We start from the raw sequence: 22,281 nt of genomic DNA on the forward strand, positions 1-22,281 counted from the left end.
TTTTTTAAAGAACAGGTCGCATTATTGCGACAAGGTCGTCTATACTACATTTCTTGACCTTTATTGTCAACAAGATTTTTTCAAGCTTTTTTTTCACTTTCTGGGATATTCTCTTCACTTTTGAGCCAATGTTTATCCTCTCTTGTTGCGTGAGGCGGCATTATAGGGATTTTTTTATGCCTTGCAACTGTTTTTATGACGAATATCACACTTTTTTATTTAACTGCCTAGAATTTCTGCAAAATGTATTGTTTTACATCAATTTTCTTTTTAATCTGTATTTTTTACTACTATGGAGATAACTATGGACTTAACTCAATTTATCGGCTTCGGAGTAGCCGGTAACTTTGCTGGGCATTTAGAACAAGCTGGTGAAGCAAAAGATTTTGAACAGGTTGTAACAAAAGAGGCTTCTCAACCGAAAGCTATTTTTCCTTTTTATGTACCTAATGCCGATAATTTTTTAGCAACTTTTCCGCTTTCATCCTCAACCATTCAAGCCCCTGTGGGTGCAGATAATTTACAAATAGAGCCAGAAGTTGCCATACTATTTAATATTAGTTATGACAGCAACAAAAAAGTCATCGCTTTATCGCCTTTTGCTTTTGCAGCTTATAATGATTGCTCCATCCGAAAACCTAATGCCAAGAAAATTTGTGAAAAAAAGAATTGGGGAAATGCGTCAAAAGGCATTTCGAGTCGCTTTTTAGATGTCAATTCTATAGATAAAGGTGGCAAACTAGATCATTATCGTATTGCTTGTTTTCACAAAAGAAATGATATCTTGACTGCATACGGTATAGATAGCCCTATATCAGGCTATAATTATTTCAATCAAAAATTAGTAAATTGGCTAATTGACAGAATGAATAATCAGCCCGATCAAGGACCAATGAATAACATTTCTGAATTGTTGCAACAAGCCAATTATCCTTCTCAAGCAATTATCAGTATTGGTGCAACCAGATATACCGAATTTGGTGAAACCCATTATTTACAAGCTGGAGATACCAGTATCGTAGTAGTATATGATGGAAGACAATATCATCATCAACAGATTGCACAATTTGCCCAAGCCGAAAACTTCCCTGACGATATTTCTGCACTTATTCAAAAAGTAAGTGCTTAATTAATGAAAAACCTCAAAAATCTGCTTTTTTGAGGTTTTCTTTTTTAGTCATCCATATAGCCTAGACTTCTTAACGCTCGTTCATCATCAGCCCAACCACTTTTCACTTTGACCCAAAGTTCCAAATGCACTTTCGCATCGAATAATCGTTGCATATCCTGTCGAGCTTCCGTTCCAATCGTTTTTAATTTTTGACCCTGATGACCAATCACCATTTTTTTCTGTCCATCACGCTCAACTAAAATTAATCCATTAATTTCATAAGTGCCACGTTCATTAATTTTAAACTGCTCAATTTCTACTGTAACGGAATAAGGCAACTCTTCTCCCATAAAACGCATTAACTTCTCACGAATGATTTCTGATGCCATAAAACGTTGAGAACGGTCGGTAACATACTCCTCCGGAAAATGGTGAACGCCTTTGTGTAAAAATTGACGCACAATCGCTTTTAATTGATGCACATTATTGCCTCGCTGTGCCGAAATAGGCACAACCTCTTTAAATGAAAACTTTTCTGTCAATTGCTGAATGAAAGGCAACAATTCATCTTTATTTTTCACATTATCAATTTTATTGATGGCCAACACTACCGGCGCTTTCGCACTGCGTAATTTTGTCAACACCATTTCATCATCATCAGTCCAATGGGTGCCATCAACAACAAAAATGATTAAATCTACATCTCCAATTGCACTACTCGCCGCACGATTCATCAAACGATTAATCGCACGTTTCTCTTCAATATGAAGTCCCGGAGTATCAACATATACCGCTTGATACACACCATCCGTATCAATTCCAACAATACGATGGCGTGTAGTTTGAGCTTTTCTTGAAGTAATGGATATTTTTTGCCCTAAAATTTTATTTAATAGTGTTGATTTACCGACATTCGGCCTCCCAACAATAGCGATAAAACCACAATAGGTTTCTTGTTGATTATCTGTTTGATGATCTACTGTCATTATGCTCTCATTTATTTTATTTTCAATGCAGACAAAATTTTCTCTGCCACAGCTTGTTCTGCTTTACGACGACTACTGCCGACGCCTTCAAATAAAGTTTCAGATTGTGAGATCTTACAGGTCACTTTAAAAGTTTGATTATGCGCTTCACCTTTAATTTCCACCACTTTATAAGTTGGCAGAGGTTGACGAATACCCTGTAGATATTCCTGTAAACGTGTTTTCGGATCTTTTTGATTATCGCCAGGCTTAATTTCTGCTAAGCGTTGTTGATACCATTTTAAAACAGTATCTTTCACTTTCTCAAAATTACTGTCTAAATAAATCGCACCAATAATCGCTTCCACACAATCAGAAAGGATTGAGCTTCTGCGATAACCACCACTTTTTAATTCACCCGGTCCTAATTTCAAATATTCACCCAAATCAAACTCTACTGCAATTTGAGCTAAAGTCTGTTCCCTAACTAGAGTAGCACGCATACGACTTAAATCCCCTTCAGCAGATTTAGGAAATTGATGATATAACGCCTCACCAATCGTAAAGTTTAAGATCGAATCACCTAAAAATTCTAAACGTTCATTATGTTCACTTGCCGCACTACGATGGGTTAAAGCTTGTTGCAATAACACCATTTTTTTAAATTGATAATTCAATTTATTTTGTAATCTATCTAAATGTTGATTATTCATAACTATTTAATTTGTTTAAAGAAACGCTCAGTCCGAATACCTCTCGGCCACTCACCTTCTTTTTTATCTAAACTTAACCAAATTACAGTAGCTTTACCAACAATATTTTTTTCCGGCACAAATCCCCAAAAACGGCTATCATTGCTATTATCTCGATTATCGCCCATCACAAAATACTCACCTTTCGGCACAGTCCATTCGCCGGCCGCATTTCCATCTTGTTTAAAATAATAAGGGTCATAATTAAAACGATCTGGATTAAGTAAAATCTGATGTGTTACTGCACCTATTTCAGTTCGTTCAATTTGTGAGTTACCGTGATAAACGAACTCCGGATTAGGTTCAAATCCCTCATACTGATAAGTTTGGCTTTCACAAACATCCTGACCACAAGCTGGTGTTATCGTTAAAACGCCATCCTGCTGATCATACTTAATATGATCTCCAGGTAATCCAATAACACGTTTAATATAATCCACGTTCGGTTGCATTGGTGCTTTAAAAACAATGACATCACCACGTTTCGGCTCGCCTAACGCCACCCACTTTTCCTGAAATACCGGATCTTTAATACCATACTCATATTTATTGACCAATAAGAAATCCCCTACTCTCAAAGTAGGTTCCATTGAACCAGAAGGAATTTGGAATGGTTCATATAAAAAAGAACGCACAATTAATACTACTGCCAACACAGGAAATAATGAAGCAATAAATTCCGCACTTTCTGAAATTGGCTCTATTTTTGATTTTTCTTCATCTGTTAACTGTTTACCACTACGTTGCTCTGCTCTTGCAATTTGACGCTGACGTTTCGGTTTCAGTACAAAACGTTGATGACACCAAAAAATACCCGATAACACCGAGAACACAATTAACAAAATTGTGAATGTATTCGGTAGTTGAAAATAATCCAACACTTTCCACAGGATAAATCCAACTACTAACAAAATAGGCAAGAAAAAGTTTGACATACTTGCTCCTTATTTATCTTTTCCAACGTGTAGAATCGCCAAAAACGCCTCTTGGGGAACTTCAACATTACCAAGCGATTTCATCCGCTTTTTACCCTCTTTTTGTTTCTGCAATAGTTTCTTCTTACGACTAACATCACCACCATAACATTTTGCCAACACGTTTTTCCGTAACTGTTTTACTGTTGAGCGTGCGATAATATGGTTGCCAATTGCTGCCTGAATCGCAATATCGAATTGTTGACGAGGAATAAGCTCTTTCATTTTCTCTACCAACTCTCGACCACGATAAGGCGCATTATCTTTATGAACAATCAACGCTAAAGCGTCTACACGCTCCCCATTAATCATTATATCTACTCGCACCATATCTGCCGCTTGGAAACGTTTAAATGAATAATCCAAAGACGCATAGCCACGCGAAGTTGATTTCAAACGGTCAAAGAAATCCAACACCACCTCACCCATTGGCATTTCATATGTCAATGCCACTTGATTACCGTGATATACCATATGCGTCTGTACACCACGTTTCTCAACACACAGAGTAATTACATTACCAAGATATTCCTGTGGCAGTAACATATTACATTCAGCAATAGGCTCTCTGATTTCAGCAATATTATTAATTGGTGGCAATTTTGCCGGACTATCGACATATAATACTTCTCCGTTTGTCATCGCCACTTCGTATATTACTGTCGGTGCAGTAGTAATTAAATCTAGATCATATTCTCGCTCCAAACGTTCTTGGATAATTTCCATATGTAATAAACCCAAGAAGCCACAACGAAAACCGAAGCCAAGCGCACTAGAATTTTCCGGTTCATAAAATAGCGATGCATCATTTAAACTTAATTTTCCTAATGCATCTCGGAATGCTTCATAATCATCGGAACTAACAGGAAATAAGCCTGCATATACTTGCGGTTTTACTTTTTTAAACCCCGGTAATGGTTTTAATGCAGGATTAAATTGTAATGTCAAAGTATCTCCTACCGGTGCGCCAAGAATATCTTTAATACCACAAACAACCCAGCCAACCTCACCACACGATAATTCATTCTTATCAACCTGTTTAGGTGTAAAAATACCTAATCTATCAACACCATAACTTTGACCGGTGCTCATTACTTTAATCTTATCACCTTTCTTTAAGGTTCCATTTTTTATACGAACTAAAGAAACCACACCTAAATAATTATCAAACCACGAATCAATAATTAACGCTTGTAACGGCGCTTCAGGATCACCTTGTGGTGCTGGAATACGTTTAACAATTTCTTCCAATACATCCTCAACTCCGACGCCAGTTTTCGCCGAACAACGAACTGCATCAATTGCATCAATCCCGACAATATCCTCAATCTCTTCCGCCACTCTTTCCGGATCGGCCGCCGGCAAATCAATCTTATTCAAGATCGGCACTACCTCAAGATCCATCTCAATTGCTGTATAACAATTCGCCAAAGTTTGAGCCTCAACGCCTTGTCCAGCATCAACCACTAATAAAGCTCCTTCACAAGCTGCCAACGAACGGGAAACTTCATAAGAAAAGTCTACATGCCCGGGAGTATCAATAAAATTTAACTGATAAATTTCACCATTTTTCGCTGTATAATTTAATGTAACGCTTTGTGCCTTAATAGTAATGCCACGCTCACGCTCTAAATCCATTGAATCTAATACTTGAGCTTCCATTTCACGGTCACTTAAACCACCACAAATTTGAATAAGACGATCTGATAGAGTGGACTTGCCGTGATCGATATGAGCAATAATTGAGAAATTACGGATATTCTTCATAAATGGATAATTTTAATAAAATAGTTGATTAATCAAATAAACCGCAAGATTTTACAAGAAACTAGCAAAAACTGCTACAAGAAAGGAATTTGTCAACAATATATCAAAAATATGGCAGGAATAGTCCTGCCCTTAACTTAACATTTTAATAATAAGAATGTTCACCACGTTGGTGTTCTGTAACATCTTTTACACCTGTCAGTTCACCTTCAAATTGTGCCAATAACTGTTTTTCCACACCATCTTTCAATGTAACATCAACCATTGAACATCCATTACAACCGCCACCGAATTGAAGAATTGCTTCGCCTTTATCAGTAATTTCAATCAAAGTTATGCGTCCGCCGTGGTTTGCCAACTGCGGATTAATCTGTGTTTGAATAACATATTCAACACGTTCAATTAATGGTGCATCATCCGCTACTTTACGCATTTTGGCATTCGGTGCTTTTAAAGTTAATTGTGACCCCATTTCATCAGTCACAAAATCAATTTCCGCATCCTCCAAAAACGGCAAACTTAACTCATCAACAAACGCTGAAAATGTTTCATATTTCATTTCATGGTCTGTTGCTTCAACTGCTGATTTCGGACAATAAGACACCCCGCATTCCGCATTCGGTGTACCCGGATTAACGACAAAAATACGGATATTTGTTCCCTCTTCCTGTTGATCAAGCAGTTTACGGAAATGTGCCTGTGCCGCACTGGAAATCACAATTTGCTGCATAATTTATCTATCCTTTTTGTTAATACTTGACTGATATGGTCGGGAATAATACGCCTAATCTAAAATTTTTTCTACTCCCTCACTCAATTAAACCGAAAGGAAAAATCATTTTTGCGTTCTACACAATGCCCATACCTGAATTTCTGCCAACTCCTGTTGCATCAGGCAACGACAAATTGCCTCCATTGTCGCTCCGGTAGTGATAACATCATCAATTAACGCAATTCGCTTTATTTGCGCCGGAAGACGCTGTTTTAAGGCAAATGCCTGTTGCATATTTTGCTCTCTTTGCCAGCTATTTTTGCCTCGCTGTGTCGAGGTAGCACGTTGACGAATAATAGCATTCTCTAAATAGGGAATATTCAACCAGCGACTTAAATATCGAGCTAACAATGAAGATTGATTATAACCGCGTCCCCACTGTCTTTTATGATGTAACGGCACCGGAATTAACAACTCCGGCAATTCTAATTGATGTGTTCGTCTCGCTTCTCTAACAGACAATAACAGCAATCTTGCTAAACTTCGATCCAACCAATAATCTTGCCGAAATTTAAAACGATAAATAAGCGATTGCAACGGTTCTTCAAACGCCGAAACAAATACTATTTTTTGCCATAACGGCGGTGTTAATAAACAAATACCACAACGTTGCCGATTCTCTGGTAATTTTGTACCACAACAACCACAATAATGAAATTTCTTAATCTGTTTATAACAAAATGAACAAAGCCCGTGTACCGCAATCTGCAAACGTCTTCCACATTGAATGCAACAAAAATCAAAAATATTATTCCGCTTCATTCCATTATCGTAATCAAAATCCTTAAACTATTAATGAGATAATGATAATTTTTGTGAAGAGGATCGAGAAATAAAGAAAAACTGCTAAAATTAACACTCTTTTCATTATCTCAAGGCAAGTTATGACAAAACCAGACATTAAAATTATCTTTTTCGATATTGACGAAACACTTTACGTAAAAAATAAAGCTATTCTGCCTGCCAGCGTGCCAAGCGTAATCCGCAGTTTAAAACATAAGGGCATTATTCCGGCTATCGCTACTGGACGAGCAAGATGTGCTTTTCCAGAAAAAATTGATCAATTAATCAAGCAAGAAGGTATCGAATTATTTGTAACTATTAACGGCCAATATAATAGTTATAAAAATCAAGTCATTAGCAAACATCCTATTGCTACAACAGATATTGAAAGAATTATCCATTTTTTACATACACACCAAATAGATTATGCTTTTGTCAGCAATGAAGCCATTGCAGTTTCTAACATTACGCCACAATTAAAAGAGGCACTTGATCCTATTACTACCCGATATTTTATCGACAAAGACTACTATAAAACGCACGACATTTATCAACTTTTACTTTTCTATCCTGAATCACAAGACCAATTTATCGCCGACTCAGGCATTTTAGGTGAACAATTTAAAACTGTCCGCTGGCACGACTATTCTGTGGATTGCCTTATCGCAAGTGGCTCAAAAGCAAGCGGTATTGATTCTGTTATAAACTATTTCGGTTTCACAATTGATAATGTGATGGCATTTGGCGATGGTTTAAATGATATTGAAATGATAACTCATGTCGGTACAGGTGTAGCGATGGGTAATGCTCATCCCGAACTGAAAAAAATTGCTAATTATGTTACTGAAGATATTGAACACGATGGTGTTCTCAAAGGTTTATTGGCTTTAGGTGTGTTAACTGAAGATGATTTAATTTAGGATATTAAAGTGGCTTAATTTTTTACAGAAAAAACAGTTAAGCCACTTATAAACGCTCTCTTTTTAATTAAAATATTGATAATGCTTGTTTAACAATATCCTCTGCAGTAAGTTGGTACTCTTTTTGCAAAAAATCGACCGTTCCCACTTGACCATAACGATGTTTTATCCCTACTCTTCTCATTGGCACAGGACAATGTTCAACTAGCACTTCGGCAACTGCCGAGCCTAAACCGTTTTCAATACTATGATTTTCACAGGTCACTACTTTTCCTGTTTGTTGGGCAAATTTCACTATCGTTTCTGCATCTATCGGTTTTAAGGTGAACATATCAATTACGGCTGCGGAAATTTGATGCTGTTCAGCTAAAATATCCGCCGCTCTTAACGCTTCTGCAACCATAATGCCATTAGCAATTAATGTCACATCCTTTCCTTGTTGCAAAACTTTTGCTTTACCGATAACAAATTCTTCATTGTCAGAATAAATTTTTGTCGCCTGCTTACGCATTGTTCTCACCCAATAAAAACCTTTCAATAATGCTAATTGACGCACAATATTTTTCATCATTGTCGCATCAGTCATTTCCATTACTGTTGCATAAGCCAAACCTCTAACAATTCCCATATCTTCAAACGACATATGTGTTCCACCATTATGTGCAGAAGTAATACCGGCATCAGAAGCAATCACTTTCACATTATTTTGCTGATAATCTACCGACATAAATAGTTGATCGAAACATCTGCGACTGGCAAAAGCTGTGAATGTATGAAAAAACGGAATATGTCCGGCTATCGACATTCCTGCTGCTAAACCGATACTATGCGCTTCCATAATGCCACAATTAATCACATTTTTCGGATACAGCTTCTGTACTTTATCCATCGACATAGAGCTCATTAAATCTGCTTCTAAATCAATGATTAAAGGATTTTCTTGGATCAATTCAGCCATAGTAGAGGCATAAACTGCTCTCATTTCCAGAGTATCTTTTTCTAAATTACGCATTCTTAACCTCCAACTCTGCAATGGCCTTTTCAATCTGCGCCTTCATTTCATCATTTAGTCTTAAATGATGACTATTTTGCAAACCTTCCAAATAAGGCACGCCTTGTCCTTTCTTCGTGTTTAGAATGATAACTTTCGGTTTGTCTTGTGCTGGTTCAGATAAAATTCGAGCCAACATTTGTACATCAGCTCCATCAACGGCAAGGCAATTAAAACCAAACGCAGTAAATTTCTCCTGCAAATTAAAAGGAGCTATGATCTCTGTTAAAGCTCCATCCAACTGCATTTTGTTGTAATCCACCATCACAGTGAGATTAGTTAAACGATGATGAGCAATAAATTGAAACGCTTCCCAACATTGCCCTTCATTTAATTCACCGTCCCCCACTATACAAAATGTTCTGTTCGGCAAATTTCTTAATTGATGAGAAAAAGCAATTCCGCTAGCAATTGATAAACCTTGTCCCAAAGAACCGGTTGTCACATCAACACCAAGTGTTTTCAAACGATCCGGATGACTAGGTAACAATGTGCCATTTCGATTGAGTGTTTTTAATTGCTCTAATGGGAAATATCCCTTTAATGCTAATGTACTATATAAAGCAGGGCCTGCGTGTCCTTTTGATAACACAAAATAATCTCGCTCATTCCAATTTGGATTTTTCGGATCAATTTTCATCACCTTTCCATATAATGCAGCAAGAGCCTCTACCACAGACAAACTACCGCCGAAATGACCAAATCCTAAATTCATCAACATTTTTAATGTTTCAATTCTAATTTGATTAGCAAATTGGATCAGATTAGTTTCCATCATCTACCCCTTAATTATTTGCTTTTTCTTTTTTAAGATAGTTGTAAGCCACTAACGCTATAAATAAACTGACAATCACAACAGTAATAATATTTTTATCCCAATAATTCGCCATATTTCCTAAGATAATGCCCACTACCCCAAAATCTGCATCTGAGAAAGTAGTATTTGAAAATCCCAAGTTTCCTAATACAGGCAATAGGAATACAGGAAGGAATGTAATTAATATGCCGTGTGCAAATGCACCTAGAATTGCACCTCTTCTTCCACCCATTGCATTACCGAATACACCAGCAGTTGCAGTACAGGGAAAGTAACTTTAGCTGATATCGCCAAGAAAGTGGGGTTGGTGCAATGACGGTTTCCCGAGCTATTCATAAACCAGATTTGGTTTCTGAAGAGTTAAGGAATAAAATTCAACAGACTATTCAGGAAATGGGTTACATTCCGAATGTAGCAGCAAGAAATCTGGCAAGTGTCAACTCCAATAATATCGTGATTGTTACAACATCATTAATTGCCACTGAGAATACACTTATTCTAGAAGGGCTACAGAGGGAATTACAAACCGCTAATGTACAACTTCTGTTTCTTCTTACTGAAAAAGACAAAGATTGGATCAACGAAGCAATTCAATATTCCCCTGAAATTATTGTTTTATTAAATATGGAATATGATGCCAATCAATCACAACGACTAAAAAATCTTAATTTACCACTCATATCCATTGGTGCACATAAAACTGACGGTTTAGGTATCAACATAGGCGTTGATATATCACAAGTCATTCATCTGTTGGTTTCGCATTTATTACAAAAAGGAAAACAAGAAATAGGTTTACTTTGCGCCAATCAACAACTTTCTATTTTCCAACAATATATGAAAAGTTGGCATAGCGCTTGTTTGCAATACGCCATTAACCCTCACCTTGTCCTACACGGTGCTAATCACGCCTCTTTCAAAACTGGAGCGCAACTGTTCAACGAGGCGTTTTTACTTTGGGGACGAATTGACGCTTTTATCTGCCTATCTGATGAAATGGCTTGTGGCGCACTATTTGAAGCTCATCGTCGTCATATTAATATTCCTTATGAAACAACAATAAGCAGCATAGGCGGTTTAGAAGTTAGCGAAGTGTGTTATCCCAAATTAACAACTGTAGCCATTCCTTATAAAGAAATGGGAATTCTAGCCGGGCGAACTGTAAGACGCTTATTCAATCAACAAATAGCCTATAAACCGGATAGTATCCTTGTTCGCAGCCGGCTCATCATCCGAGACAGTACCTAACCCACCCTCACAATTGTTCTGCCGTATAACTGGTGATCGAGCATCTTTTTAGCATATTCGGCAGCTTCTGCTAATGGGATTTCACGCGTGAACGCTTGTAAATAATCATCACCGATCAGTTGTGCCAGTTGCTGCCAAATGGCTGTGCGTTTTTCGAGCGGAAAATAAACTGACTCCACGCCTTGCAATCGCACATTACGCAATATAAACGGCATTACTGTGGTTTGCAGTTGATAACTTTGTGCTAAACCGCAGCAAGCAACACAACCGTGATACTGCACACGACTTAACAAATTTGCCAAAATATCGCCACCGACAGTATCAATCACGCCGGCAAATTGTTGTTTTTCTAATGGACGGCTTGGTTGTGCAAAATGGGATCGATCATAAATTTTCTCTGCACCGAAATCCAAAAGTTGTTGATAACGATCCGTATTTCCTGAAACGGCAACCACTGAATAGCCTAATTTATGCAATAAATAGACCGCAATTGAGCCGACACCGCCGCTTGCACCGGTCACAATAATTTGCCCTTTATCAGGCGTAATTTCAGCCTGTTGTAACGCATTCACGCACAACATTGCAGTAAAACCTGCCGTACCTAATGCTATCGCTTTATATTCTGTCAGCGTTATCGGCAGTTTCAACAAATGTTGCGGTTGTACATAGGTATATTCCGCCATCGCACCGAACTGCAATTCCCCATAGCCAAAGCCGGTAGCCAACACTAAATCCCCCACCTTAAACGCCGGATCATTGCTTTCGGCAACACTGCCGACCAAATCAATGCCGGGAATGAAGGGGTACTGTTTAATAATCCGACCGGTTCCGCATAATGCCAACGCATCTTTATAATTCAACGCTGAATAATGCACTTTAACTTTAATGCCTTGTCGTTGTGCTTCAGAGAAAAATTGCGAATCGATATTTTCAATTTTTGCCTGAAAAGGTTGATTTTCCGATTGACGTAATACCAATGCTTTCATAATTCACCCCTGTTTCTGATATAAACGATATGCAACTTGCTGTGTAAATTTCTCTTTTAACAACTGCCAGTTTTCCGGTACGGTCGGTGTTAAGTTTTTTTCCGTTTCAATGTAAATCAACGCCTCCTCCGCCAGCCAACCGTGATTATTTAATAATAACAGTGTTTCTGAAAGCAGATTCTGATGAAACGGCGGATCAATAAAAACAATATTAAAACCTTTCGCTTCAGCTGTTGCTAAAAACGACAAGGTATCCGCACAAACCACTTCGCCCTGCTCTGTTTTAAGCTGTTGTAAATTTTGCTTTAACTGTTTTGCCACTTGTGGCGATTTTTCCAACATTACTACCGAATTTGCCTGACGAGATAACGCCTCAAGCCCCAAAGCACCGCTACCAGAAAAACAATCTAAACAATCCGCTCCAACAATATCGTGCATTAGCCAATTAAACAGTGTTTCACGCACTCGATCTGAAGTAGGACGCAACCCTTGGGACAACAATACCGGCAATTTACGCCCTCGCCATAATCCACCGATAATTCTCACTTCGCCCTTGTTGTTACTCAATTGTGCTATTTTTGAAAGGTTTTTTGCCATAAATAAAAGAAATGCTAAACATCAATAACATTAAAATGATAAACTAGCTGGTATTTTAGTCTATTCTTTTCACTTTGTGCATAACCTTATGCAGATTATCATTTGATATTAATTTGGAAATAAATATGTCGGAAAATAAACAGAAAAAAGGCTTTTGGGCATCATTATTCGGTCGTAATAAATCTCAACAACCGCAACAAAATACACAACAGGAAACAAAAACTGATAAAAATGTAGATAATGTTATTTCAGATCAGCATCCACAAACTGAAGCTCATAAAACTGAAACACCGATTACTGAATCACAACTTACCGACACAGAAATAGCAACAACAGAACAGCAAGAACAACAAAATTCTTCACTTCCACCACAGCAAATCGAGCCTGAGCCTGAGCCTGAGCCTGAGCCTGAGCCTGAGCCTGAGCCTGAGCCTACAAAAATTAGAACACAGGAAAAACCAACTAAACAAGGCTTTTTCAGCCGTTTAGTACAAGGCTTAGTGAAAACCAAACAAAATATCGGTGCCGGTTTTCGCTCTCTCTTTTCAGGTAAAAAAATTGATGATGATCTGTTTGAAGAATTAGAAGAACAGTTGTTAATTGCCGATATTGGCGTGCCAACCACTAATAAAATTATTAAAAATCTAACAGAACACGCCAGTCGTAAACAGTTAAAAGATGCGGAATTACTCTATCAACAATTAAAGGTCGAATTAGCAACTATTTTGAAACCGAATGAACAACCTTTGGTGCTAACCGATAAAAAACCTTTTGTTATTCTGATGGTCGGTGTAAACGGTGTAGGTAAAACCACAACCATTGGTAAATTAGCAAAACAGTTCCAGCAGCAAGGTAAATCCGTTATGTTAGCTGCCGGTGATACTTTCAGAGCAGCAGCTGTGGAACAGTTACAAGTTTGGGGTGAGCGGAATCATATTCCTGTTATCGCTCAAGCAACCGGTGCAGATTCCGCTTCAGTATTATTTGATGCAATGCAATCTGCAACTGCAAAAGGGGTGGATATTCTCATTGCCGACACCGCAGGTCGTTTACAAAATAAAAATAATCTAATGGATGAACTAAGAAAAATTGTGCGAGTGATGAAAAAATATGATGAAAATGCACCACACGAAATTATGCTGACATTAGATGCCGGCACCGGTCAAAACGCCATTAGTCAGATGAAATTATTTAATGAAGCGGTCGGTATTACAGGAATTACACTAACTAAATTGGACGGCACAGCAAAAGGCGGTGTCATTTTTGCACTAGCAGATCAATTTAATGTACCTATTCGTTATATTGGAGTGGGTGAAAAAATTGATGATTTACGCCCATTTAATAGCGAAGAGTTTATTGAAGCGCTGTTTACATCGGATAAAGAGGTTTAAGGAACAGTTATGATTCGGTTTTCAGATGTCAGTAAAGTTTATAGTGGCGGAAACAAACCCGCCCTGCAAGGAATCAGTTTTCATTTACCTGTCGGCAGTATGACCTATATCACCGGTCATTCCGGTGCCGGTAAAAGCACGCTGTTAAAACTGATCCTTGGTATTGAACGTGCCAATGGCGGTAATATTTGGTTCAATAATCACGATATTACCCGCTTACCCGCATCTGAAATGCCTTATTTACGCCGCCAAATCGGAATGGTGCATCAGGATTATCGTCTGCTCACTAACTACACTGTGTTGGATAATGTCGGTTTGCCGTTAGTCATTAACGGAATGCACCCTAATGAAGTCAAAAGACGTGCTTCGGCAGCATTGGATCGTGTTGGTTTATTCCATCGTGCCGATTACTATCCGCAGCAACTTTCAGGCGGTGAGCAGCAACGTGTCGATATTGCTCGTGCCATTGTGAATCGCCCACAACTTCTGTTGGCAGACGAGCCAACCGGCAATCTGGATAAAGAGCTTTCATTGGATATTTTTCATCTTTTCGAGCAATTGAACAGTATGGGGGTAACGGTGATTATTGCCACGCACGATGTCAATATCATCGCACAGAATCCAAAACCGACCATCGTTTTAGAACAAGGGCATTTAAAACAGTTTATTTGTTAATGGGATTATTATGAACCAACATCATCTCAACGCTTCCATTTTCTTGCAATTCAAAATTGTCTTCCAAATGGTATTTCGTGAACTATTAAAAAGAAAACTCGGTACATTATTAACCGTTATTGTGATCGCCGTTTCATTAACTATTCCGGTAACGACTTATTTATTATGGAAAAATGTGGAATATACTATCGATAACTTCTATCCAGAATCAGAATTGGCAGTATATCTGAATAAGAATTTGAGTGAACAGGATACAGAACGCGTTGTTGAGTCACTCAGAGCACAACAAGGTGTCGATTCACTCAATTATATTTCTCGCCAAAAAAGCCTTGAAGATTTTCGTCAATGGTCAGGATTTAATGAAGAATTATCTCTTTTAGATGACAATCCTTTACCAGCTGTAGTGATGATAAAACCAACAAATGAATATAAAAGCAGCGATAAAATGATGGAATTACGCACAGAACTGGCGAAAGTCAAAGGCGTACAGGAAGTACGTTTAGATGACGGCTGGATAGAAAAATTAGGAGCAATTTCCTATTTAATCGCAAAAATTGCCACTATTTGCAGTTTTTTAATGAGCTTGGCAGTATTTTTAGTTATTGGAAATAGTGTACGTTCCGATGTTTATAGCAGCCGCACTAATATTGAAGTAATGAAACTGCTTGGTGCTACTAATCACTTCATTCTTCGACCATTTCTTTGCACCGGCATTATTTATGGTATGTTAGGCAGTATTCTAGCTACTATTTTCAGTTTTTTATTAATCAGCTATTTCTCTACTGCTGTTGGTTATGTTGCTGATATTTTTGCTATAAAAATTGCCTTAAATGGCTTAGCTATTTCAGAAATACTTCTTATGATTATTATCTGTTCTGCGATTGGCTATACAGCAGCTTGGATTTCAGCCAACAAGCATATCAATGATTTTGAAAAGAAAAATTAATCTTTAAAGTAAAGTCAAGTTTCATTAATGGTGAAACTTGACTATTTCATTTGACAAGAGTAACATTCCGCCCGATATTTTTTCTATGAGGACAAACACTTTGGACAGTCACAGTCGATACTGGTTTTACTATTACAACTAATCTTTTCGCCTCATAGCCTCTTTTGCTTATCGGCGAAAAGTCGGTAAGTATCAAACTTCCCATTATATTAAATAAACTGGAATCTTTTTTATTTTGTTCATTGCGTTGTTCAAAACCCAACTTAGGGAGTAAGAACAGATGATTGGAGCATTTGCCTTAGATGACGCACGTTTAGTGCGAATTGACGAAAACAGCGATGCATTAAATGATGCAATTTGGATTGATTTATTAGAACCAACTGCCGAAGAGCGTGAGATGCTACAAAAAGGACTAGGTCAAAGCTTAGCTTCTTATCTTGAATTGGAAGATATTGAGGCATCCGCACGCTTCTTTGAAGATGAAGACGGCTTACATTTACACTCTTTCTTTTATTGTGAAGATGAAGATGATTACGCCGATATTGCCACCGTTGCTTTTACCTTACGTGACGGACGTTTGTTCTCATTAAGAGACCGTGAATTGCCGGCTTTCCGTCTTTATCGTATGCGTTCCAGAACTCAACGTTTACTTGAATGCAATGCTTATGAATTACTGCTTGATTTATTTGAAACTAAAATTGAACAGTTGGCCGATGTTATAGAAACTGTTTATGCTGATTTAGAAAAATTAAGCCGTATTATTCTTGAAGGGAAACAAGGTGAAGCCTTTGATCAAGCACTATCTACTCTTACTGAACAAGAAGACGTAAGCTCAAAAGTGCGTTTATGTTTGATGGATACACAACGGGCATTAAGTTTCTTAGTGCGAAAAACTCGCTTACCAGCTAGCCAGTTAGAACAAGCACGTGAAGTATTACGAGATATTGAATCACTACAACCTCACAACGAATCTTTATTCCAAAAAGTGAACTTCTTAATGCAGGCGGCAATGGGTTTTATGAATATCGAACAGAACAGAATTATGAAGATCTTCTCTGTGGCATCCTTGATTTTCCTACCGCCAACATTGGTTTCTTCCACTTACGGTATGAACTTTGCCAATATGCCGGAATTAACTTGGAAATTCGGATACCCATTCGCCTTAGTTTTAATGGCTCTCGCCGCCTTATTCCCATTCCTTTATTTCAAACGAAAAGGGTGGTTGTAAGAAAAATGCAGTATTCCGATACTGCATTTTTCATTCCATTAATGTCAAATCTATCGCACTCATAAAACAGCTGACTTTACATTCGCCGCAGCCATTACAGTGCGATAAATCAACCATAAGTTGTTTATTACTATCAAGTCGGATCGCTTTTGTCGAGCAGCTTTGTATACAACTATCACACGCTTGTCCCTGTTGTTGTAAACATTCCGTTAAGAAGTATGGTCTTAATTCAGTGTCTGCTTTGAATGCCGGATGTAATGCTTTTGTTGAACAAACTTGTGCACAGAGTCCACAAAAATCACAGGCAGTATAAGTTATCGCTAAAGTCGCTTTTTGTTGTTCAATTTGGATTAACCCATATGGGCAAACTTGCGCACATTTACCACAACCATCACAAAAAGCGGTAAACAACGACTCTTTTGCAGCAAACGGTGGGCGATTTTGTAATCGCCGCAACGATTGTTGTTGCGGTGATTGTTTAAAAATACGAAAAAGCCCTCGCCTTGAAATATTATGATGTGACAAATATGCCGAATAATAACGTTCGTCTTTTGTTGTCATCATTGCTAAAAATAGAGTGGTAATTTTGGAACAGAGCATTTAATGTTCATCTGCCATAACGATAAAGTTTGTTCCGCAATTAAACCAATTCCACGATAAAAAGGAGATTCTGTTTGTTTAGTAAGTAAACTTAAATAACGCCAAATCCAAGTAAACAGATACTTCGCTAAATATTCATCAAGAATTTTCGGATTACTATTAGCAATATAACCTGCCATCATTAACATTAAGCCAACCTGATCTTCAGGTTCTTCAGTACCAACATTACAGCAGATATTATTTTTCAGCATAAATTTGCGAAGATCTATCAAGGGTTCGCCGAAGATGACAGCCTCTTCATCCAAATAAACTGTACTCCAAGGCGGTGCCGGTAAAGCATTAGGCCCAATAAATTGCGCTTGGAATTGTTCCGGCAAATTATCACGTTGGCGTAACAACGCCACAATTTCATCCTCATTTTTGAGTGCTGGAAACCAATCTCCTTGCCAATCCATATGATCCAATGCATCTAGAATAGGCTTTAAAACAGAGTGTCTTGGTTCAAAATATAATAACATTCCCATCCAATAACCACTTGTTTTTACCCATTCTAAAAACTTTTCTCGTTCCATCATTGTGTCTCCCACAGAAAGGAACTACGCCTAAATCATTAGGCATAGCCATCATTAACATCAAACTGCCATACCTACCGTCATATGCAGTCCATAAAAAATGATGCGACCTAACACTTCTCCACCGAAAACTAATAATACCGCGAATAGTAATCCGGCTCTATGATTACTTTTACAAAATAAACTTATTTTATATGACCCTTAGGAGATGCTATTATATGGAGTGTTTTCTGCTCCAAGATAAAAAAGATAATATATATCAACTAATTATAATTAATGAAAATTATTGCTAACAAAAAACCGGCTATATCGCTATAGCCGGTTGCCATCGCTATTCAAAAATTATTTGTTAGAAAGTTTATTAAATTCCTGTTTTGCTTTTTCTAACTGTTGTAAAAATGCCGGTTTAGTATGCAATGTTGCCACTACTGCACTCGCCACCACTCTTGCTGCATCAACATCACTCTGCCAGTGATAACCGCAAATCACTCTGCTTTGCCCCATTTCATAACCACGTTCTATAATTTCATTTTGACGAGCTGGGTTAATTTCAGTTAAAACTAAAGCAGTTGCCCAACCGATAGCAGTATGTCCAGAAGGATAGGAACCATTTGTCGATAAAGTTTTTTCATCATCAGGTCGGCAAGTTCCTTCTTTGAAGAAAGCAAACGGACGAATTCTCATATAACCTTTTTTCGCAGCCCTTGTTGAGAGATCGCCGGCATCCTCTCTAAAGTTTTGTAGTAATTTATAAATTTCAGGTGTTTTTTGTTGAGAAATTTCTAAACCAAACGCTTCTGAAAATGCTTGTGGCACACCGTCAGCCGCGACATAAGCATCTTTATAAGCCTGTTTTCCTCTTTCTGTATTTCTCAGTAATTTTCCTTTTTCATATTGTGCTTTATCGTTTAAAAACAGAACACTATCGACCGCAGGCGGCGGTGGTAAAAGTTTAAAACTATCAATTACTTCACTACTTTTTAGAAAATACAAATCAGGCTTAGTAGTAACATCATTATCCTGTGCAAAAGAAAATGTGGATACTGAAAGAAGTAATGTAATTAATGAAAGTTTTTTCATTTTTTAATCCCCATAAATATAACAAACATATAATTTCACAGTGCAACACATAAAATATTGCCTATGAATCAGCTCACTTTGGAAGAATTTTCTTTCTACCAAATCAAACATATTTCTCAACCATAAGTGAAAGATTTTATTCATCAATGTGTTGTTAATAACATCATAAAACTCGCCCAATTTTATTCAATGGGAACGATACCAATTATTTTAAAAATGTTAACTGGATCACATTTTTAATGCCTTAAAAAAACAAAAAACCGGCTATATCGCTATAACCGGCTTTTTCAATATTAAGAATTAGCGTTTATTTTTGACTAATTTTTCTGTGAGTTCATAAGCACGCAATTTCGCAAGCTCTCTGGAAAGTTTAGAAGCCATAAGCTCATAATTACCATCCTTATGTGCGCTGCGAATATTTTCTTCTGCACGGCGTTTCGCTGCAAGGATACGTTCTTTATCAAGCTCTTCTCCTCGAATCGCAGTGTCCGCCAATACAATCACATTTCCTGGTTGCACTTCAAGAAAGCCTCCGGATACATAAATAACTTCTTCTTTACCTTCTTTCATCATTTTTACGATGCCAGGTTTAATCGAAGTTAATAACGGGGTATGCCCAGCGAGAATACCTAACTCACCTTCGCTCCCTGTAACCTGAATACTTTCAACAACACCTGAAAATATTTTTTCTTCCGCACTTACAACTGTTAAGTTAAACGTTGCCATTAGTTATCTCCTTAGCGATTGTTTGCCTTAGGAGCAATTACATTTTTTTCGCTTTTTCTAATACTTCATCGATAGAACCAACCATATAGAACGCTTGTTCAGGAATATGGTCATATTCTCCGTTTAAAATACCTTTAAAGCCGCGAATTGTTTCTTTTAATGGCACATATTTACCCGGTGAACCGGTAAATACTTCAGCAACGAAGAACGGCTGTGATAAGAAACGTTCGATTTTACGTGCACGAGCCACCACTAATTTATCTTCTTCAGACAATTCGTCCATACCAAGAATTGCGATAATATCTTTCAATTCTTTATAACGCTGTAAGATACCCTGTACGCCACGAGCAACATCATAATGTTCTTGTCCAACAACTTGCGGATCTAATTGACGTGAAGTTGAATCAAGCGGATCCACCGCAGGATAAATACCGAGTGAAGCGATTTGACGGCTTAATACGACAGTTGAATCCAAGTGAGCAAAAGTTGTTGCCGGAGATGGGTCAGTCAAGTCATCCGCAGGAACGTAAACCGCTTGTACGGAAGTGATTGATCCAGTTTTAGTTGAAGTAATACGTTCTTGTAAAACCCCCATTTCTTCCGCAAGAGTAGGTTGATAACCTACCGCTGACGGCATACGACCTAACAACGCAGAAACCTCTGTACCAGCAAGGGTATAACGATAAATATTATCCACGAAAAACAATACATCACGTCCTTCATCACGGAATTTTTCAGCCATAGTCAAACCGGTTAATGCAACACGTAAACGGTTACCTGGTGGTTCATTCATTTGTCCGTAAACAAGTGATACTTTATCTAAAACGTTGGATTCTTGCATTTCGTGATAGAAGTCATTACCTTCACGGGTACGTTCACCTACCCCTGCAAATACGGAATAACCTGAGTGTTCAATTGCGATATTACGGATAAGTTCCATCATATTAACAGTTTTACCTACACCCGCACCACCGAACAAACCAACTTTACCCCCCTTCGCAAATGGGCAAACCAAATCGATAACTTTAATACCGGTTTCCAACAATTCTGTACTGTTTGCTTGTTCTTCATAACTCGGTGCAGCGCGGTGAATTGACCAACGTTCTTTTTCGCCAATAGGACCACGTTCATCAATTGGCTCACCAAGTACATTCATAATACGACCTAATGTTTCTGTTCCAACCGGTACAGAAATTGGGCTACCTGTATTAGTTACAGATAAACCACGTTTTAATCCGTCTGAAGATCCCATCGCAATACAACGAACAATACCACCACCTAATTGTTGTTGTACCTCAAGCACAAGACCAGTTTCAACGTTTAATGCTTCATACACTTTTGGTACAGCATCTTGTGGAAACTCAACGTCAATGACGGCACCGATGATTTGTACAATTTTTCCAGTTGCCATTATCATTCCTCTAATCTACTTTAAATTGCAGCCGCACCAGCGACAATTTCATTTAATTCATTTGTAATACTTGCTTGACGAGCCTTATTATAGACAAGCTGTAAATCATTGATTAAATTACCAGCATTATCTGTTGCTGCTTTCATAGCAACCATTCTCGCCGCTTGTTCAGATGCTAAGTTTTCTACTACGGCTTGATAAACTTGAGATTCAATATATCGAATTAACAAATTATCAAGCAACACTTTTGGATCTGGCTCATAAATATAATCCCAAAGACCTGACTGAGAACCATCGTTTTCTAGTGCTGGCAATGGAAGTAATCTTTCCAAAATTGGTTTTTGCAACATAGTATTAACAAATTTATTGTATACTAAATACACTGCATCAACTTCACCTTTTCGATAAGCTTCCACCATTGTATTTACGGTACCAATTAACTCTTCAACCGATGGTGTATCACTAACTCCTGAAGTTTGAGAGATAATTTCAGCAAAATTCATTGATTGAAAAAAATTAATAGCTTTAGATCCAATTAAACTCAATTGAACATTAACCCCTCGATCATTAAATGATTTAAGTTCATTTAATACTCTCTTAAAAAGATTAATATTTAAACCGCCACACAATCCACGATCAGTTGAAACAATTATGTAACCAACATTTTTAATGTCTTCTGCTTTTTTCTCTTCTAAGAAAAGGTGTTTATATCCAATACTACCTTTTGATACATGGCTAATTACGTAACGTATTGTGTCAGAATACGGACGTGAAGAAGACATGCGTTCTTGCGTTTTACGCATTTTGGAGGCAGCAACCATTTCCATCGCCTTAGTAATTTTTTGTGTACTTTGTACACTAGCGATTTTGGTTCTTATCTCTTTCGCACCTGCCATTTCATCTCTCCGT

23 protein-coding genes and 2 pseudogenes are annotated in these 22,281 nt (G+C 37.7%); 7 read left to right on the forward strand and 18 right to left on the reverse strand.

The genetic code is table 11. The annotated features are described in order from the left end of the window. Positions 1 to 304: 304 nt before the first annotated feature. Entirely contained in the window at positions 305 to 1,129 is an 825-nt protein-coding gene (locus JP36_RS04435; protein WP_039172349.1) for a DUF5718 family protein, read from the forward strand. 44 nt (positions 1,130 to 1,173) lie between these two features. Here JP36_RS04435 and era read toward each other — a convergent pair whose 3' ends face one another. The 6 genes from era to JP36_RS04465 form a co-directional block, all read right to left on the reverse strand. Beyond that, entirely contained in the window at positions 1,174 to 2,097 is a 924-nt protein-coding gene (gene era / locus JP36_RS04440) for a GTPase Era (protein WP_039172352.1), read from the reverse strand. A gap of 11 nt (positions 2,098 to 2,108) precedes the next feature. Beyond that, positions 2,109 to 2,789, reverse strand: coding sequence for a ribonuclease III (rnc, locus tag JP36_RS04445; RefSeq protein ID WP_039172355.1), 681 nt, complete (start codon positions 2,787 to 2,789; stop codon positions 2,109 to 2,111). Between the two features lie 2 nt (positions 2,790 to 2,791). Beyond that, a complete protein-coding gene (gene lepB, locus JP36_RS04450) occupies positions 2,792 to 3,763 on the reverse strand; it encodes a signal peptidase I (RefSeq protein WP_039172357.1) in 972 nt (323 codons plus the stop codon). Positions 3,764 to 3,772: 9 nt separating this feature from the next. Beyond that, positions 3,773 to 5,569 carry a translation elongation factor 4 gene (gene lepA, locus JP36_RS04455; RefSeq protein ID WP_039137134.1) on the reverse strand — a complete coding sequence of 599 codons (1,797 nt, stop codon included), beginning with the start codon at positions 5,567 to 5,569 and terminating at the stop codon, positions 3,773 to 3,775. Between the two features lie 145 nt (positions 5,570 to 5,714). Continuing rightward, positions 5,715 to 6,299, reverse strand: coding sequence for a Fe-S biogenesis protein NfuA (nfuA, locus tag JP36_RS04460; RefSeq protein WP_013745975.1), 585 nt, complete (start codon positions 6,297 to 6,299; stop codon positions 5,715 to 5,717). A gap of 105 nt (positions 6,300 to 6,404) precedes the next feature. Further along, a complete protein-coding gene (locus tag JP36_RS04465) occupies positions 6,405 to 7,103 on the reverse strand; it encodes a DNA utilization protein GntX (protein WP_039172359.1) in 699 nt (232 codons plus the stop codon). A 122-nt stretch (positions 7,104 to 7,225) separates the two neighbouring features. Here JP36_RS04465 and JP36_RS04470 point away from each other — a divergent pair, with 122 nt between their 5' ends. Beyond that, on the forward strand, positions 7,226 to 8,044 hold the full coding sequence (locus tag JP36_RS04470; RefSeq protein WP_039172362.1) for a Cof-type HAD-IIB family hydrolase: 819 nt from the start codon (positions 7,226 to 7,228) through the stop codon (positions 8,042 to 8,044). A 67-nt stretch (positions 8,045 to 8,111) separates the two neighbouring features. On the opposite strand, the gene JP36_RS04475 is transcribed toward JP36_RS04470, so the two are convergent. The 3 genes and pseudogenes from JP36_RS04475 to JP36_RS04485 all read right to left on the reverse strand — a co-directional run. After that, positions 8,112 to 9,056 (reverse strand): transketolase family protein, encoded by a 945-nt coding sequence (locus JP36_RS04475; protein ID WP_039172365.1) that lies wholly within the window; start codon positions 9,054 to 9,056, stop codon positions 8,112 to 8,114. Continuing rightward, complete coding sequence (locus JP36_RS04480) at positions 9,049 to 9,870, reverse strand: transketolase (RefSeq protein WP_081964337.1); 822 nt, start codon at positions 9,868 to 9,870, stop codon at positions 9,049 to 9,051. Before JP36_RS04480 ends, JP36_RS04475 begins: the two co-directional genes overlap by 8 nt. A 10-nt stretch (positions 9,871 to 9,880) precedes the next feature. Then, positions 9,881 to 10,186: pseudogene (locus JP36_RS04485) on the reverse strand (PTS transporter subunit IIC); the annotation flags it as partial. Positions 10,187 to 10,224: 38 nt separating this feature from the next. Between JP36_RS04485 and JP36_RS04490 the strand changes: the two are divergent. Continuing rightward, the gene (locus JP36_RS04490) at positions 10,225 to 11,160 is read left to right on the forward strand and encodes a LacI family DNA-binding transcriptional regulator (protein ID WP_234702146.1); all 936 of its coding nucleotides are present in this window, start codon (positions 10,225 to 10,227) and stop codon (positions 11,158 to 11,160) included. On the opposite strand, the gene JP36_RS04495 is transcribed toward JP36_RS04490, so the two are convergent. Beyond that, positions 11,157 to 12,146, reverse strand: a complete 990-nt coding sequence (locus tag JP36_RS04495; RefSeq protein ID WP_039172373.1) for an acryloyl-CoA reductase — start codon at positions 12,144 to 12,146, stop codon at positions 11,157 to 11,159. The two genes, JP36_RS04490 and JP36_RS04495, sit on opposite strands and share 4 nt — an antisense overlap. Before the next feature lie 3 nt (positions 12,147 to 12,149). Further along, a complete protein-coding gene (gene rsmD, locus JP36_RS04500) occupies positions 12,150 to 12,743 on the reverse strand; it encodes a 16S rRNA (guanine(966)-N(2))-methyltransferase RsmD (RefSeq protein WP_039172377.1) in 594 nt (197 codons plus the stop codon). 125 nt (positions 12,744 to 12,868) lie between these two features. Between rsmD and ftsY the strand changes: the two genes are divergently transcribed. The 4 genes from ftsY (at position 12,869) to corA (ending at position 16,983) form a co-directional block, all read left to right on the forward strand. Beyond that, positions 12,869 to 14,134, forward strand: a complete 1,266-nt coding sequence (gene ftsY, locus JP36_RS04505; RefSeq protein ID WP_039172380.1) for a signal recognition particle-docking protein FtsY — start codon at positions 12,869 to 12,871, stop codon at positions 14,132 to 14,134. Positions 14,135 to 14,143: 9 nt separating this feature from the next. Then, positions 14,144 to 14,809: a cell division ATP-binding protein FtsE gene (gene ftsE, locus JP36_RS04510; RefSeq protein ID WP_018345464.1), complete on the forward strand. Its 666-nt coding sequence runs from the start codon at positions 14,144 to 14,146 to the stop codon at positions 14,807 to 14,809. A gap of 10 nt (positions 14,810 to 14,819) precedes the next feature. Then, positions 14,820 to 15,755 (forward strand): permease-like cell division protein FtsX, encoded by a 936-nt coding sequence (ftsX, locus tag JP36_RS04515; RefSeq protein WP_039172382.1) that lies wholly within the window; start codon positions 14,820 to 14,822, stop codon positions 15,753 to 15,755. A gap of 280 nt (positions 15,756 to 16,035) precedes the next feature. After that, the gene (gene corA, locus JP36_RS04520) at positions 16,036 to 16,983 is read left to right on the forward strand and encodes a magnesium/cobalt transporter CorA (RefSeq protein WP_039136178.1); all 948 of its coding nucleotides are present in this window, start codon (positions 16,036 to 16,038) and stop codon (positions 16,981 to 16,983) included. A 30-nt stretch (positions 16,984 to 17,013) separates the two neighbouring features. On the opposite strand, the gene napF is transcribed toward corA, so the two are convergent. The 7 genes and pseudogenes from napF to atpG form a co-directional block, all read right to left on the reverse strand. Beyond that, a complete protein-coding gene (napF, locus tag JP36_RS04525) occupies positions 17,014 to 17,583 on the reverse strand; it encodes a ferredoxin-type protein NapF (protein WP_234702147.1) in 570 nt (189 codons plus the stop codon). After that, positions 17,550 to 18,158 (reverse strand): Tat proofreading chaperone DmsD, encoded by a 609-nt coding sequence (gene dmsD, locus JP36_RS04530; protein WP_052119445.1) that lies wholly within the window; start codon positions 18,156 to 18,158, stop codon positions 17,550 to 17,552. Before dmsD ends, napF begins: the two co-directional genes overlap by 34 nt. A gap of 57 nt (positions 18,159 to 18,215) precedes the next feature. Next, positions 18,216 to 18,305: pseudogene (locus JP36_RS11905) on the reverse strand (dimethyl sulfoxide reductase); the annotation flags it as partial. A 192-nt stretch (positions 18,306 to 18,497) separates the two neighbouring features. Further along, a complete protein-coding gene (locus tag JP36_RS04535) occupies positions 18,498 to 19,235 on the reverse strand; it encodes an acid phosphatase (protein WP_039172385.1) in 738 nt (245 codons plus the stop codon). Between the two features lie 300 nt (positions 19,236 to 19,535). Further along, positions 19,536 to 19,961 (reverse strand): F0F1 ATP synthase subunit epsilon, encoded by a 426-nt coding sequence (locus JP36_RS04540; RefSeq protein WP_039136180.1) that lies wholly within the window; start codon positions 19,959 to 19,961, stop codon positions 19,536 to 19,538. A gap of 37 nt (positions 19,962 to 19,998) precedes the next feature. After that, the gene (gene atpD, locus JP36_RS04545) at positions 19,999 to 21,372 is read right to left on the reverse strand and encodes a F0F1 ATP synthase subunit beta (protein WP_039172389.1); all 1,374 of its coding nucleotides are present in this window, start codon (positions 21,370 to 21,372) and stop codon (positions 19,999 to 20,001) included. Positions 21,373 to 21,392: 20 nt separating this feature from the next. After that, the gene (gene atpG / locus JP36_RS04550; protein ID WP_039172391.1) at positions 21,393 to 22,268 is read right to left on the reverse strand and encodes a F0F1 ATP synthase subunit gamma; all 876 of its coding nucleotides are present in this window, start codon (positions 22,266 to 22,268) and stop codon (positions 21,393 to 21,395) included. Between the last annotated feature and the right edge of the window lie 13 nt (positions 22,269 to 22,281).

Origin of the sequence: Gallibacterium genomosp. 1 (assembly GCF_000771875.1) — a bacterium.
Lineage (GTDB): Bacteria > Pseudomonadota > Gammaproteobacteria > Enterobacterales > Pasteurellaceae > Gallibacterium.

Excerpts from the sequence above, each read along its gene's own strand:
- JP36_RS04435 (WP_039172349.1), top strand. The coding sequence starts at position 305 with ATGGACTTAACTCAATTTATCGGCTTCGGAGTAGCCGGTAACTTTGCT.
- JP36_RS04535 (WP_039172385.1), bottom strand. The coding sequence starts at position 19,235 with ATGAAAAAACTTTCATTAATTACATTACTTCTTTCAGTATCCACATTT.
- atpD (WP_039172389.1), bottom strand. The coding sequence starts at position 21,372 with ATGGCAACTGGAAAAATTGTACAAATCATCGGTGCCGTCATTGACGTT.
- ftsY (WP_039172380.1), top strand. The coding sequence starts at position 12,869 with ATGTCGGAAAATAAACAGAAAAAAGGCTTTTGGGCATCATTATTCGGT.
- JP36_RS04495 (WP_039172373.1), bottom strand. The coding sequence starts at position 12,146 with ATGAAAGCATTGGTATTACGTCAATCGGAAAATCAACCTTTTCAGGCA.
- ftsX (WP_039172382.1), top strand. The coding sequence starts at position 14,820 with ATGAACCAACATCATCTCAACGCTTCCATTTTCTTGCAATTCAAAATT.
- nfuA (WP_013745975.1), bottom strand. The coding sequence starts at position 6,299 with ATGCAGCAAATTGTGATTTCCAGTGCGGCACAGGCACATTTCCGTAAA.
- rnc (WP_039172355.1), bottom strand. The coding sequence starts at position 2,789 with ATGAATAATCAACATTTAGATAGATTACAAAATAAATTGAATTATCAA.
- dmsD (WP_052119445.1), bottom strand. The coding sequence starts at position 18,158 with ATGATGGAACGAGAAAAGTTTTTAGAATGGGTAAAAACAAGTGGTTAT.
- napF (WP_234702147.1), bottom strand. The coding sequence starts at position 17,583 with ATGCTCTGTTCCAAAATTACCACTCTATTTTTAGCAATGATGACAACA.
- JP36_RS04540 (WP_039136180.1), bottom strand. The coding sequence starts at position 19,961 with ATGGCAACGTTTAACTTAACAGTTGTAAGTGCGGAAGAAAAAATATTT.
- JP36_RS04490 (WP_234702146.1), top strand. The coding sequence starts at position 10,225 with ATGACGGTTTCCCGAGCTATTCATAAACCAGATTTGGTTTCTGAAGAG.
- rsmD (WP_039172377.1), bottom strand. The coding sequence starts at position 12,743 with ATGGCAAAAAACCTTTCAAAAATAGCACAATTGAGTAACAACAAGGGC.
- JP36_RS04465 (WP_039172359.1), bottom strand. The coding sequence starts at position 7,103 with ATGAAGCGGAATAATATTTTTGATTTTTGTTGCATTCAATGTGGAAGA.
- JP36_RS04470 (WP_039172362.1), top strand. The coding sequence starts at position 7,226 with ATGACAAAACCAGACATTAAAATTATCTTTTTCGATATTGACGAAACA.
- lepA (WP_039137134.1), bottom strand. The coding sequence starts at position 5,569 with ATGAAGAATATCCGTAATTTCTCAATTATTGCTCATATCGATCACGGC.
- JP36_RS04475 (WP_039172365.1), bottom strand. The coding sequence starts at position 9,056 with ATGCGTAATTTAGAAAAAGATACTCTGGAAATGAGAGCAGTTTATGCC.
- corA (WP_039136178.1), top strand. The coding sequence starts at position 16,036 with ATGATTGGAGCATTTGCCTTAGATGACGCACGTTTAGTGCGAATTGAC.
- JP36_RS04480 (WP_081964337.1), bottom strand. The coding sequence starts at position 9,870 with ATGGAAACTAATCTGATCCAATTTGCTAATCAAATTAGAATTGAAACA.
- lepB (WP_039172357.1), bottom strand. The coding sequence starts at position 3,763 with ATGTCAAACTTTTTCTTGCCTATTTTGTTAGTAGTTGGATTTATCCTG.
- era (WP_039172352.1), bottom strand. The coding sequence starts at position 2,097 with ATGACAGTAGATCATCAAACAGATAATCAACAAGAAACCTATTGTGGT.
- ftsE (WP_018345464.1), top strand. The coding sequence starts at position 14,144 with ATGATTCGGTTTTCAGATGTCAGTAAAGTTTATAGTGGCGGAAACAAA.
- atpG (WP_039172391.1), bottom strand. The coding sequence starts at position 22,268 with ATGGCAGGTGCGAAAGAGATAAGAACCAAAATCGCTAGTGTACAAAGT.